We start from the raw sequence: 13,754 nt of genomic DNA on the forward strand, positions 1-13,754 counted from the left end.
AGGATGTCACTCTCACCGGGACCTACTTTTGGCGCTTGTAGAACGGGAGCTGGACGACTACGAACGGCTCCGCCTTGCCGCGGAGGTCGACGTCCACGATGGTGCCCGGCTCGGAATGCTCGACGTCGACGTACGCCAAGGCGATTGGGTAGCCGAGCGTCGGGCTGGGCTGGCCGGACGTGACTTCGCCGATGAGCGAACCGTCTTTCAGCACCGAGTAGTGGGCGCGGGCGGCGCGGCGTCCGGTTCCTTTGAGGCCCACGAGCTTCTGTCCAAGAGCGGAGCCGACGCCGGCGGCCTTGATGGCGGTGAGCGCATCGCGGCCGATGAAGTCGCTTTCCTTGGCCAGGGAAACTACGGGGCCCAGTCCCGCCGCGTAGGCGTTGACGTGGCGTGAGAGCTCGTTGCCGTACAGGGGCATTCCGGCTTCCAAGCGCAGTGAGTCGCGGGCTGCGAGGCCGGCGGGGATGAGTCCGTGGCCTTCGCCGGCTTCGAGCAGTGCTTCCCAGAGACCGGCGGCGTCGACGTTTGGGATGTAGATCTCGAAGCCGTCCTCGCCGGTGTATCCGGTGCGGGCCAGCAGCAGGTCCTGTCCGTTGATGGAGACCTCAACCGCCGCGTAGTACTTCAGCTCGGTGACCAGCGCGTGCTGCTCCGCGGGGACCAGCTTCAGCAGGATGGCTTCGGCGTTCGGGCCCTGCACGGCGATGAGTGAGGTCTCAGCGGAAGCGTCCTCCACCACGACGTCGAAGCCGGCCGCCCGCTCCAGCAGTGCCGCAGCAACCACCTTCGCGTTGCCCGCGTTGGGGACCACCAGATACTTGTCGATGCCTTCTTCGGGAGCGGGGCGACGGTAAGAAATGAGATCGTCGATAATGCCGCCGTCGGTGTTGCAGATGAGCGAGTACTTCGCTTTGCCCACGGCGACAGCGGACAGCTTGCCCACGAGCGCGTAATCCAGGAAGGACGCAGCGTCCGGGCCGGTGACCCAGACTTCACCCATGTGGGAGAGGTCGAACAAGCCCGCAGACTTGCGGACAGCGTGGTGCTCGGCAAGCTCGGACTCGTACTTCAGGGGCATCTGCCAGCCACCGAAGTCCGTAAACGATGCACCGGCCTTTTTGTGCTGCTCGTAAAGAGCTGTGTAATTCTCAGACATGACGGGAGTCCTTAGTTTTCGAAGTCAGCAGTGTTGTCCTCGAACGCTTCGAGGGGAGGGCAGGAACACACCAGGTTCCGGTCGCCTGCGGCGCCGTCGATTCGGCCGACCGGCGGGAAGTACTTGTCCTGCTTCAGGTGGTGGACGGGGAACGCTGCCTGCTCCCGCGGGTAGTCGCGGTCCCAGCCGGAACTTACGACGGCGGCAGCCGTGTGCGGTGCGTTGCGCAGCGGCGACTTCTCAACAGTGAAATCACCGCTGGCCACCTGCTCGATCTCCGCACGGATGGTGATCATGGCTTCGATGAAACGGTCGATCTCGGCCAGGTCCTCGGACTCGGTGGGCTCCACCATCAAGGTGCCCGCAACCGGGAACGCCAACGTGGGGGCGTGGAAGCCGAAGTCGATCAGGCGCTTGGCAACGTCCTCAGCCGTGACACCTGTGCGGACGGTCAGCTCACGTAGGTCCAGGATGCACTCGTGGGCCACGAGTCCGCCCTCGCCCGTGTACAAAACCGGGAAGTGCTCATCCAGGCGGGAAGCAACGTAATTGGCTGCCAACAAAGCCGATTTGGTGGCTTCCGTCAGTCCTTGGCCACCCATGAGCTTCACGTATGCCCAGGAAATCGGCAGCACACCGGCCGAGCCATAACGCGAAGCCGAGATCGCAACGCCATGACCGGGTTCATGCGCCGCTTTCTTCGCGTCGCCAGGCATGAACGGAGCCAAGTGGGCTTTCGCAGCTACAGGCCCAACGCCCGGTCCACCGCCACCGTGGGGGATGCAGAAGGTCTTGTGCAGGTTCAGGTGGGACACGTCGCCGCCGAACTTGCCCGGCTGTGCCAAACCAACCAGCGCATTCAAGTTGGCACCGTCAACGTACACCTGGCCGCCGGCTGCGTGGATCGCGTCGCAGACCTCGCGGACGTCGGCGTCGTACACACCGTGCGTGGACGGGTAGGTGATCATGATGGCCGACAAAACCTCACGGTGGGCCTCGATTTTCGCAGCGAGATCCGCGTGATCGATCGTGCCGTCGGCAGCCGTCGCCACCACAACCACCTTCATGCCCGCCAGCACAGCCGAGGCCGCGTTGGTGCCGTGGGCCGATGCCGGGATCAAGCAAACAGTGCGCTGCTCATCGCCGCGGGACAGGTGGTAACCGCGGATCGCAAGCAAGCCTGCGAGCTCGCCCTGGGAACCGGCATTCGGCTGGATAGAGACTTGGTCGTAGCCGGTGATCTCGGTGAGGTCCGCTTCCAGGTCCTCGATCAGCTCGCGCCAACCCGCGGTCTGGTGGTCCGGAGCGAACGGGTGGATGGAGGCGAACTCCGGCCAGGAAATCGCCTCCATCTCAGCGGTGGCGTTCAGCTTCATGGTGCACGAACCCAGCGGGATCATGGTGCGGTCCAGTGCGAGGTCCCGGTCCGACAGCTTGCGGATATAGCGCAACAGCTGCGTCTCGGAACGGTGCGTGTTGAACACCGGGTGCTGCAGGAAATCGGATGTCCGGACTACGTCAGCGGGCAATTCGAATCCGGTAAAGTCCCCTACCGGACCGGCACCGAAGGCGACGGCAACCGCGGAGAGGATCTCCGGCGTCGTGGTTTCATCAATGGAGACGCCAACGGTGTCCGCATCGATGAGGCGCAGGTTGATGCCGCGGGCTTCGGCGGCGGCGATGACCTTGTCTGCCTTGCCGGGAACGCGAACGGTGAGGGTGTCGAAGAAAGCCTCGGAGACGAGTTCGCGGCCGGCCTTCTGCAGGGTCGCAGCCAAAACACGGGCGTGGCCGTGGACGGTTTCGGCGATTGCTTTCAGGCCTTCCGGGCCGTGGTAGACGGCGTACATCGAGGCTACGATCGCGAGCAGTGCCTGCGCGGTGCAGATGTTGGACGTCGCCTTCTCGCGACGGATGTGCTGCTCGCGGGTCTGGAGGGCCAGGCGGTAAGCAGGGACGCCGGCGTTGTCCTTGGAGACCCCAACGATGCGGCCCGGCAGCGTGCGCTCCATGCCTTCGCGGACGGCCATGTAGGCAGCGTGCGGGCCGCCGAAGAACAGTGGAACGCCGAAGCGCTGCGCAGTTCCGACGGCGATGTCCGCACCTTGCTCGCCCGGGGGCGTGATGAGGGTGAGCGCCAGCAAATCCGCGGCCACAGTGACCAGCGCGCCGCGTTCCTTGGCGTCAGCGATGACACCGGAGTGATCGAACACGCGCCCGGAAACGCCGGGTTGCTGCAGGACGATGCCGTTGATATCGCCGTCGGGAAGGCCCGCCGAAAGGTCAGCGATCTCCACCTCGAAGCCCAGCGCCTCAGCCCTGCCCTTCACAATGGCGATGGTCTGCGGGAGAAGGTCAGCGTCCAGAACGGTCTTGCCGTCCTTGGCGGTCTTGGACTTGTTGGCGCGGCGCATCAGCAGCACGGCCTCGGCAACGGCGGTGGCTTCGTCCAGGAGCGAGGCGTTGGCTACGGGAAGCCCGGTGAGGTCCTGCACCATGGTCTGGAAGTTCAGCAGCGCCTCCAGACGGCCTTGGGAAATCTCGGGCTGGTACGGCGTGTAGGCCGTGTACCACGCCGGAGCTTCCAGGATGTTGCGGCGGATCACCGGGGGCGTGACGGTGTCGTAGTAGCCCTGGCCGATCATCTGGACAGCGGTCTTGTTCTTGGAGGCGAGCTTGCGAAGCTCGGCGAGGACCTGCACCTCGGTGAGGGCGTCCTGCAGCTTCAGGGCAGTGTCCTGGCGAATGGAATCGGGAACGGCGACGTCTACCAAGCCGTCGACAGAGTCGTAGCCGATGGCCTTGAGCATGGTGTCAACGTCGGCTTGGCGGCGGGCGCCGATGTGCCGGTCCGCGAAGGCGGTGGGGGTTGATTGAACAGTCAAGAGGAACTCCATGATTCAGGCGCCCAGTGAGCGCCACGATGATGTGGGGTTCCTCCCCGCTCTGTATTGGACCTGAGAGATTCCGCAGGAATGGTTGCCTGCTTGCACCGTCGGTGAGCCCGGTTACCCGGACTGCTTTCCAGAGTTGCCTAACCGCGGCGGTACATGGGCCTGAGAGATTCCTGGGGAGGATTTGCTCCTACGGCGCCTGACTGGATGTACCGGCAGGGCTCTCCCGCCGCAGATCAAAAGCGTTGCATCACGTGAGTGACACGCTTCACACCATAACTGGTTGTTTTGAAGAAACGCAAGCAAGGTGTGGCTACTGATGCATCGCTTCATGGATCTGCAGAGCGAACCACAGTTGGGCGACGGTGGACGTTTCGCCCATGTCCAGCCCCGTCAGTTCGCCGATTTTCCGCATCCGGTAGATGATGGTTTGTCGGTGCGCGAACAATGCTGAAGCAGTCTTCTGCCACGACCGCTGCGAGTCCAAATACGTCCTCAAGGTGACAATGAGATCACCTTCCTGGCTCTGCTCGTAGTCGAAAATCGGACCCAAAAGACGCCGGACCAGGGCGGTTCCTTCCTCAAAACCGGTGAGTCCCAGCCATGAGGGCCCCTCCGCATAGCGGGCCAGCCCTTGGTTGTTGGCGCGGGCGGAACCGAGCGCCCAGAGGGACTCCTGCAGCGCCCGTTGGATGTTCGCAACGGCCGCCGGCGCGCTGATCCCGATCGTGGTTTCCATGCCGGCACAGTGCATCAGGACATCGTCAGGCACGTCTGCCGGGACCACCACATGGAGCCTGTTGTTCCGCTTCAAGGACGCGGACGCAACCCCGTGCCGCCACAGTTCGATGTGCACGTTCGCCAGCCTGCCGCCGTCGTCCGCCGCTTTAACCGCGGCGTCCGCCGTCAGTGAGGCGAGCAGGAAATCCTGGGGCGAAACCTCGAAAGCTGCCAGCCGGCTCTCCATTTCGGCCGCGCCCAAGCGTCCGTCCATTGCCTGCAGGAGGAACTCGCCGGCCAGCCGGTGGCGGCCTTCCAGCGACAAAACGATGCGCGAAAGCTGCAGTCCCAGCACGGTTGCGGCGTGGAGAAGCACGACGGCGTCCGGGTGCGGTTCGCTGTTGGGCAGCACCACCAGGAGCGCGTTGGCATGGGTGGGAATGTCCATGGTGAGGACGTGCCTGCCGCGGATGCGATGCCACTGGAAGTTCTTTCCCGCGAGGGACACTTGCCCCGATAGCGGAGCCCACTCCTCGGAGAGAAACACGGGGAGTGCCTGACCGTCCGGGTGCCAAGGATGGAGGCAGCGGCGGTCCACCACGAACAGGTCCGCGTCGAGCTCGGTCGCCAGCCGCTGGACCAGGCTCTGCCAGTGGTCTTCGGAGGCTCCGGCGGTGCGGAGCAGATCGTAGACGCGGGCAGTCTGCCGCAGCCGACGGGATTCTTCGAGCAAGGAGGACTCGGCCACCGACCGGGCGATCGCGATGAACGGCAGCGGGTACGGGATGTTGATCAGGGGCAACGGGAGTTGCTCGCACGCTTCCATGAATTCCGCGGTGAGCGGCGGTGCGTGCATTTTCTCGCCGATCGCCAAGGCGCTGGCGCCGCTGTCCATCAAGGCCTCTGCGAGCGCCACTTGGCCCTCGGCGTCGGCGGGAATCGACAGGCCGTTGGTCATCATGAGTTCGCCGCCGGTGACCCACTCCCACAGCCTGGGAAGGTCCGACGTGTGAGCCCAGGTGATGCGGTTTTCGAGGCCTGCCGCTCCTGCCAGGAGGGTGAGTCCCAGTTGCGGTTCAGCCACGAGTTCACCCACGGTGATTGCCATTGTGCGCTCCGGTTCCCTTGCGTTTCCGGCGGTCTTGCCGCCGCGTTCCGGGGCACTTAGACATTCGTCTAAACGCCTCAACTATTTGTAGTCAATGTAGCGCTTTCCGGAGTGATCCGCGTCACCAAGAATGGAATTACTTACTTCCCGCTCAACGGCGAGCACCCCTCAACCCAAGGATCCGTCAATGACAACGCACAAGCCCATCGGCCCTGTCGACGCCACCAAAGTCCCCCGGTATGCAGGCCTCGGTACTTTCGCCCGTCTCCCCCAAATCGACCGCGTCCCGGACTACGACATTGCGATCGTCGGCGTCCCGTTCGACGGCGGAACCTCCTTCCGGCCCGGCGCCCGCTTCGGACCCGCCGCAGTCCGCGAAGCCTCCCGCCTCCTCCGCCCGGGGTACCACCCGGAGCTCGACGTTGAACCGGTGTACGAAGCCCAGGTAGTGGACGCCGGCGACATCGCCTGCACCCCCTACGACATCACCCGGGCCGTCCGTGAAATCGAGGAGCAGGCCTTGCCCTTGATCAGCGAGGACAAGCGGCTCATTTCCATCGGCGGCGACCACACCATCGCCCTGCCCATGCTGCGGGCCCTGAACAAGGTCCATGGTCCGGTAGCCCTGCTGCATTTCGACGCCCACTTGGACACTTGGGACACCTATTTCGACCAGCCGATCACGCACGGCACCATCTTCCGGCGGGCGTTCGAAGAAGGCCTTCTTGTGGAGGACAAGTCGATGCACGTGGGTATCCGCGGGCCGGTCTACGACCGCAACGACTTCCTCCGCGACCACGAATTCGGGTTCCAGATCATCCGGTGCTCGGACCTGGACGTCATCGGCGTCCCCGCAGCTATCCAGCGCGTCAAGGACAGGCTCGGTGACACCCCCGTGTACGTCTCCATCGACATCGATGTCCTTGACCCGGCCTTCGCACCCGGCACCGGCACCCCTGAGATGGGCGGGCTCCACTCCCGCGAGCTCCTGGCCCTGCTCCGCGGGCTGAACGGCATCAACATCGTGGGCGCCGACGTCGTGGAAGTCGCCCCGGCGTATGACCACGCGGACATCACCACCGTCGCCGCCGCCACGCTGGTCTTTGACCTTCTCGGGCTGATGGTGAACCGCAGCAAAGCAAACAGCACAGTTGGCCGTGAATTGGCTTCAGCATCCCGGGCTACGTCATGAGTGCGCCGGCAACTGAGGTACCCCGGCTCGAGGACAAGACCATCCAGCCGATCCCCGCCGATGAGCGCCACGGCAAGGCCCGGGACCTCTTCACCATCTGGTTCGGCTCGAACATCATGATCATGACCATCGTGACCGGCGGGCTCGCCACCACGGTGTTCGGCCTGGGCTTCGTGCCGGCGATCGTGGGCATCATCATCGGCAACGTGGTGGGCGGCATCTTCATGGCGCTGCACTCCGCGCAGGGCCCGCAATTGGGTGTGGCCCAGATGATCCAGACCCGCGGCCAGTTCGGTTCTTTCGGGGCTTTGTTGATCGTGGTCATCGTGGTGGTCATGTACGTGGGGTTCTTCGCGGCCAACCTGGTGTTCGGCGGCGAGGCCATGGCAGCGGTGAGTCCGGGCATCAGCGTTGACGCCGGCATTATTATCATCGGCGTGGTCAGCGTCATCGCCACGATCTTCGGCTACCGGCTCATCCACGCCTATGCACGCGTCCTCAGCGTCGCCGCCGGGCTGGCACTGCTGCTGGCTTTCGGGTGGATTTTGATGGTCCACGGACTGCCGGCCAGCTTCCTCGAGACGGGTAACTTCAACTGGGTGGGCTTCATGGGCACCATCTCCGTCTCCGCATTGTGGCAGCTGGCCTACGCACCGTACGTCTCCGACTATTCGCGCTACATGCCGCAAGGAACAGGATCCGCTCCGGCATTCTGGGCATCCTACTCGGGCTGTGTCTTGGGAACGCTCTTCCCCATGATCCTGGGCGCCTTGGTGGGCACGCTGGCCGTTTCCATGAGCACCGGGGACGTCGAAATCGTGGGCAGCCTTGGCGCATTGCTTCAGCCCTGGACCCTGATCATCGTGGGCATCTTCTGCCTGGGCGTCGCGGCGTCGAACGCCATGAACCTTTACTGCGGCGTCCTGTGCACCCTCACTATCGGGCAAACGTTCAAGCCAAGCTGGTTGCCGCACGCCAAGACCCGCAGCATCGCGGCAATCATCCTCTTCGTCGTCGCCGTCTCCATCGCCCTGTTTGCCCGTGACAACTTCATCCTCTTCTACACCAACTTCCTGTCTTTCCTGATGTATGTCCTGGTTCCGTGGACGGCCATCAACCTGGTGGACTACTACCTCCTGCGGCACGGCGAGTACAGGGTTGAAGACTTCTTCAAGCGCGACGGCGGCGTGTACGCGCGGTTCAATTGGGTCGCCATCGGCTCCTACCTGGCAGGTGCCCTGATCCAGGTTCCCTTCTCGGCAACCGCCATCTACACGGGCCCACTGGCTGCGGCGATGGGTGGCGTGGACATTTCCTGGATTGTCGGCCTGGTCGTCGTCGCTCCCCTGTATTACTTCGCGGCCCGGTTGTTCGACAAAAAGACGGAAGCCGCCCCCTTTCCCGCAACTGCACTCACCCCAGACCTCATCTGACCTGCCCTCATCTGAAAGAGAATCATCATGACTACCACCCAGACCGAACAGTTCACTGTCCGACGCTCCTCTGCCGACCACTCCGACAACCTGCCTCTGCCACCCGCAGGACACTTCATCAACGGCTCCTTCGTCCCCGGCTCCTCAGGCCAGACCATCGACGTCGTGGATCCCACCACGGAGGCGGTCATCGCCTCGGTGCAGGCCGGCACGGCCGATGATGTCGACGTCGCTGTTGCCGCCGCCGTCGTGGCCCAAAAGACCTGGGGTGCCACCACCCCGAAGGAACGCGCGGATGTCCTGAACCTCATTGCGAACATCATCGAAGAGAACCGGCAATCGTTCCAGGCAATCGAGTCTGCCAACACCGGCAAGCCGCAGGCAGTGTCGGACGACGATGTCTCCAGCACCATCGATACCTTCCGGTTCATGGCCGGCGCCTCCCGTACCCTGACTTCCATGGCGGGAGGCGACTACGCCACGGACCACACGTCCGTGATCCTCCGCGAACCCGTCGGCGTGGTGGGCGTCATTACTCCCTGGAACTACCCGCTACTGATGGCCGCCTGGAAGATCGCGCCCATCCTCGCTGCCGGCAACAGCATCGTCATCAAGCCCTCCGAACAGACTCCGTTGTCCACGCTGAAGCTGGTGGAAGTGCTGGCCGGACGCATTCCTGACGGGATCCTCAACGTGGTGACAGGACGCGGCCGGACTGTAGGCCAGCGACTGTCCGAACACCCTGACATTGCCTTGGTCGCCCTCACCGGCAGCGTCATCAGTGGCCAGGCGGTGGCCGAAACCGCCGCGAAGTCCGTCAAGCGCGTCCACTTGGAACTCGGCGGCAAGGCTCCCGTTGTTGTCTTCCCCGACGCCGACCTCCGCGCCGCCGCTGCCGGCGTACGCAACGCCGGCTTCTGGAATGCCGGCCAGGACTGCGGTGCCGCCTGCCGCGTGCTGGTGCACGAGTCCGTGGCCGAAGAGTTCACCGAACACTTGGTACGCGAGGTCAGCACCCTGGTGGTCGGCGCACCCGAGGCCGGCGACGACGTCGAAATCGGCCCCATGATCTCCCTCCCGCACTTCGAGCGGGTCAAGGAATCGCTGGCCGAAGCCCGTGAGGCAGGCCTCACCGTGGCTGTTGGAGGATCCGCCATGGAAGGTCCCGGCTACTTCATCGAGCCCACGGTCATCAGCAACGTTCCCGCGGGCGCACACATCGCCACGCACGAGATCTTCGGCCCAGTGGTCACGGTGGAAACTTTCGGCACCACTGAGGAAGCTGTGACCCGCGCGAACGAGAGCCCCTATGGTTTGTCAGCTTCAGTGTGGACGCGCGATTCCAGCCTCTCCCTCCGCATTCCCAAGCAGCTGGATTTCGGCACCGTGTGGGTCAATGCCCACCTGGTCCTGGCGTGCGAGGTACCGTGGGGCGGATTCAAAGGTTCCGGTTACGGCCGCGACCTCTCGCTCTATGCCCTGGATGATTACTCGCGCACCAAGCACGTCATGATCAACCACGGCGCGTGAGCGTTCAGACAAGCAACGGAGCTTTCACCATGACCACTAATGTTTTCCGACCGGCCTCCTTGCCAGGTGCCGCTACCCCGTCGGCCCCTTTTGCCACGGACGCCACCTGGACCAACTGGGGTGGGAACCAAAGCGCGACGCCCGCCTTTACCGTTCGGCCCAGGAATGAACAAGAAGCGCTCGACGCCGTCCGTTTCGCCATCCGCGAAGGCCTGCCTGTGCGGGCGGTCGGCTCAGGACATTCGTCCTCACCGTTGGTCCAAACCGGCGGCGTGCTGATGGATATGTCCGGCCTTTCTGCCATCACCGGAACTGACCAGTCGGGGCGCCGTGCCCGGGCCTTGGCCGGCACAACCATCAGCGCTTTCGGGGATGCCTTGTGGGAGAAAGGACTGGCGCTCAGCAACCAGGGCGACATCGACAAGCAGCAGATCGCAGGCGCACTGGCCACCAGCACCCATGGATCCGGCAAGGACCTGGGCAGCTTCTCCTCGAAGTTGCGCTGGGTGAAGCTGATCAACGGCTACGGCGAAATCGTGGAGATCGGTGAGGGCCAACTTCGCGAACTTCGCGCCGCACAGACGGCCTTGGGTACCTTGGGGATCTTCCTGGAAGTGGAGCTGGACGTAGAGGACAGCTACTACCTTCAGGAACAGATCACCTATCCCACGTGGGCGGAGACCACGTCCACATGGCAGGCCGACATCGATGATAACCGGCACTATTCTTTCCTGTGGTGCCCGGAGGACGACTCTTGTGAACTGTTGGACCTCCCCGGTTCACCGGATCACAGCATGGGCGGCCGCAGCTACACCAAGCGGTACAACGTAGCTTCCGTCCAGGACGAAAGCCAGCTCTCCGCCGTCGAAGGTGCCCGGCTGGACCGTTCCTACCGGATCTACCCCGGCGGCTTCACCACTCAGTTCCATGAACTCGAGTACTTTGTCCGCAGCGAGGACGGTTTGGTCGCCGTCGAAGCCATCCAGGACCTGATCCGCAGCAAGTATCCCGAGCAGAAGTACCCCGTGGAGGTCCGCTGGGTAAAGTCCGATGACGCGTACATATCCCAGTTCCAAGGCCGCGACAGCACTGTCATCACCCTGACCACCGAGCCCGGGACCGACTACTGGCAGTTCTTCCGTGACGCCGATGCCGTGCTCCAGGAATTCGAGCCACGCGCGCACTGGGGGAAGATCCACTTCATGACCCGGAGCCGGTTGGAACGCCTCTACCCGGAGTTGGACACGTTCATCCAGGTCCGCCGCGAGTTCGATCCCCGCGGAATGTTCCTCAACGACCACACAAGGTCCCTGCTCGCCTAACGAGTACTGCTTTGTCCGGGGGCACCGGGATGTGAGAGACCCAACCCTCTCTCACATCCCAAGCCCTTCCGCCCAACCCTCTCTCACATCCCAAGCCCTTCCGCCCAACCCTCTCTCACATCCCAAGCCCTTCCGCCCAACCCTCTCTCACATCCCGAGCCCTTCCGCCCATCGCTCGCTCACATCCCGAGCCCTTCCGCCCATCGCTCGCTCACATCCCTGTGACAACCCCCTGAAACCTCGGAGTGGTAGTTTGATCTCTGCTGAGCCAGACACCCGCACCCAATCGGAGGACCATCCATGTTCAAGGGCTTCAAGGACTTCATACTTCGCGGCAACGTGATCGAGTTGGCCATTGCCGTGGTCATCGGTAGTGCGTTCACCGCTCTTGTTACGGCTTTCACCACCAACATCATCAACCCCGTGATCGCCGCCGCCGGCGGCATGAATGCTGACGGACTCGGCTTCAAGATCTGGGAAAACAATCCCGCCACGCTTGTGAACATCGGCGCTGTTCTGACGGCACTCGTTACCTTCGTGATCACTGCCGCCGTGGTCTATTTCATTTTCGTAGCGCCCATGAACAAGATCAATTCCCTGGTTAAGAACCGCCTCTCCACCGAGGAACCCGAGGAAGAGCCGCTCCCGGCCGATACCGCCCTGCTGGCCGAAATCCGCGATCTCCTCAAGGACGCGGCCGCCGCCCGCAACGCCGGCAACACTTCCGAGCTGGACGCGGACTTCGATTCCGACCGTACGCGCTAGGGCCGACCGCACCCGTTAGGACCGACCGCTCGTCGCGAGCGCTGCGTCCCAGTTGCTTGGCCTGAACCCGGCGTTCTCTCCGCGGGAACGCCGGGTTCATTCACGTTCACAGGCACGTCCCCGGAACGTGACGCGAAGGCAACGGGCTCGAAACAGTGGCAGGGCAGCATGAAACCATGAAGCCCAATCCGAGCACTCCCGTCACCGCGGATCTACTCTGTGATGTCTGCGGCCAGTTGCCCGAAGCCCCCAAAGCCCGGCTTACACTCGCGAACATCGCGGTCATGCTTCCCATTGAATTGCTGGTTCATGCAGCAGTGGTCGGAACCCATCTGCCGTACGTGGCCAAGGTCCTGCTGCTGGCCGTCACCGCCACGGTGCTGGTCATTTGGGTGGCCGAACCGTCAGCCGCCAAGGTTCTGCGACGCTGGTTGCATGCTCCGGCTCTCCGTCAGCGGCACAAACTGCACCTGGCTCCTGCCCTCTGGCGTGCGCGAACAGTGCTGCTGGACCAATCAGGGTCCTTGCAGAAGCTGACCCAGTCCCTCGCTAAGTTGGACGCCAACATCCTTAGCCTCCACGTACACCCGATGACCGTAACCAGTTCCGCCGCCACCGGCCACAGTGAGCGCGTGATGGATGAGTTCGTTCTCTCCACGCCCGGCGACGTCACCGAGCCGGAACTGCTAAAAGCACTGCACGACGGCGGCGGGCACGAGTCCCACGTTTGGCCCACCACGGCTTTGGCCATGGCCGACGGCCAAACCAAGGCCCTGAGCCTCGCCACCCGCATCGCCGGGAACCCCAAGGAACTTCCGCATGCGGTAGCCGAACTCCTGTCCGCAAAAGTAGTTCCGATGAATCCTGAACGCCACGGACCCGAGGCGACTGCCGTCGTCGGGCCTTCACCTGACATCCTCAAAATCCCGACGGCTTGGCACGGGCCGCTGGTCTTTTCCCGACCCGGCGAGCCATTTTCGCCCGCAGAATCGGCGCGCGCGCATAGGTTGGCCGAACTCGCGGAAATCCTGGCGCACAGTCCCGCACACGAGCCATCCACCAACTGAGGGCGGCCGGCAACGTCAGTTCAGCACGCGGCGCCTCAAGAAGATGGCGTCCTTGCCGAAGGTGCGCTCGGGGTCCGCGATGTAGCCGTCCAAAGGCATGACGGCCGAATAGATGAGCTTGGCGAGAGGGTTCAGTCCTCGTCGATCTTTTCGAGCAGCTTCCCCAAGGCATCACGAATGTCGTCGTAGTCGTACTGTCCGGCCCTGCTCTCGGCGGAGATCACACCGCATCGGTGGATCTTCTTGAAGTCACCGATGGGGAATTTGTAGTGGCCCTTTTGGTCGTCCGGGTGATCGTCGTCCACTCCGAGGAACCACTTGGAGTACTCCGAGTGCCCATGTTTGTCCAAAAATGCACTCTCATCCTTGGCGCTGGGGGCGTGCTCGCTCCAGTCATCGCGGGTGTCCTTGACCACCTTGCCGTCGCGGATCAGATGCTTCGCGTGGTCAAAAGCCTTCTTGTTGAGTTTCACGGTCATGGCGCAACCTCGTTGAATGTGGCGGTTCGGCATGGGCAGGGCAGCTCGTACGGTTCAGCATAGGACCCCACCTGATTGTCCGAAA

At 63.4% G+C, this 13,754-nt stretch carries 10 protein-coding genes and 1 riboswitch; of the genes, 6 read left to right on the forward strand and 4 right to left on the reverse strand.

Translation table 11 applies throughout. The features are described 5' to 3' along the window. Positions 1-22: 22 nt before the first annotated feature. The 3 genes from gcvT to KCX59_RS21240 form a co-directional block, all read right to left on the reverse strand. Positions 23-1,159 carry a glycine cleavage system aminomethyltransferase GcvT gene (gcvT, locus tag KCX59_RS21230; RefSeq protein ID WP_179017930.1) on the reverse strand — a complete coding sequence of 379 codons (1,137 nt, stop codon included), beginning with the start codon at positions 1,157-1,159 and terminating at the stop codon, positions 23-25. A gap of 11 nt (positions 1,160-1,170) precedes the next feature. After that, on the reverse strand, positions 1,171-4,056 hold the full coding sequence (gene gcvP, locus KCX59_RS21235) for an aminomethyl-transferring glycine dehydrogenase (protein ID WP_370629202.1): 2,886 nt from the start codon (positions 4,054-4,056) through the stop codon (positions 1,171-1,173). A 137-nt stretch (positions 4,057-4,193) separates the two neighbouring features. Then, a riboswitch (glycine riboswitch) is annotated at positions 4,194-4,292 on the reverse strand. 74 nt (positions 4,293-4,366) lie between these two features. Continuing rightward, on the reverse strand, positions 4,367-5,881 hold the full coding sequence (locus KCX59_RS21240; RefSeq protein ID WP_179017932.1) for a PucR family transcriptional regulator: 1,515 nt from the start codon (positions 5,879-5,881) through the stop codon (positions 4,367-4,369). Positions 5,882-6,068: 187 nt separating this feature from the next. Between KCX59_RS21240 and speB the strand changes: the two genes are divergently transcribed. The 6 genes from speB to KCX59_RS21270 all read left to right on the forward strand — a co-directional run bounded on the left by speB (position 6,069) and on the right by KCX59_RS21270 (position 13,190). Next, a complete protein-coding gene (gene speB / locus KCX59_RS21245; RefSeq protein ID WP_178994445.1) occupies positions 6,069-7,073 on the forward strand; it encodes an agmatinase in 1,005 nt (334 codons plus the stop codon). Then, positions 7,070-8,506, forward strand: a complete 1,437-nt coding sequence (locus KCX59_RS21250; protein ID WP_179017933.1) for a purine-cytosine permease family protein — start codon at positions 7,070-7,072, stop codon at positions 8,504-8,506. Before speB ends, KCX59_RS21250 begins: the two co-directional genes overlap by 4 nt. A 27-nt stretch (positions 8,507-8,533) precedes the next feature. Beyond that, positions 8,534-10,036: an aldehyde dehydrogenase family protein gene (locus KCX59_RS21255; RefSeq protein WP_256871492.1), complete on the forward strand. Its 1,503-nt coding sequence runs from the start codon at positions 8,534-8,536 to the stop codon at positions 10,034-10,036. A gap of 29 nt (positions 10,037-10,065) precedes the next feature. Next, the gene (locus KCX59_RS21260; protein WP_179017934.1) at positions 10,066-11,358 is read left to right on the forward strand and encodes a D-arabinono-1,4-lactone oxidase; all 1,293 of its coding nucleotides are present in this window, start codon (positions 10,066-10,068) and stop codon (positions 11,356-11,358) included. 300 nt (positions 11,359-11,658) lie between these two features. Then, positions 11,659-12,123 (forward strand): large conductance mechanosensitive channel protein MscL, encoded by a 465-nt coding sequence (gene mscL / locus KCX59_RS21265; RefSeq protein ID WP_178994451.1) that lies wholly within the window; start codon positions 11,659-11,661, stop codon positions 12,121-12,123. A 176-nt stretch (positions 12,124-12,299) separates the two neighbouring features. Continuing rightward, the gene (locus KCX59_RS21270; protein ID WP_179017935.1) at positions 12,300-13,190 is read left to right on the forward strand and encodes an amino acid-binding protein; all 891 of its coding nucleotides are present in this window, start codon (positions 12,300-12,302) and stop codon (positions 13,188-13,190) included. A gap of 131 nt (positions 13,191-13,321) precedes the next feature. On the opposite strand, the gene KCX59_RS21275 is transcribed toward KCX59_RS21270, so the two are convergent. Further along, a complete protein-coding gene (locus tag KCX59_RS21275; protein WP_178994456.1) occupies positions 13,322-13,669 on the reverse strand; it encodes a hypothetical protein in 348 nt (115 codons plus the stop codon). Positions 13,670-13,754: the final 85 nt, after the last annotated feature.

The sequence above is a fragment of the Paenarthrobacter nitroguajacolicus genome (assembly GCF_051027655.1).
GTDB classification, from domain to species: domain Bacteria; phylum Actinomycetota; class Actinomycetes; order Actinomycetales; family Micrococcaceae; genus Arthrobacter; species Arthrobacter nitroguajacolicus.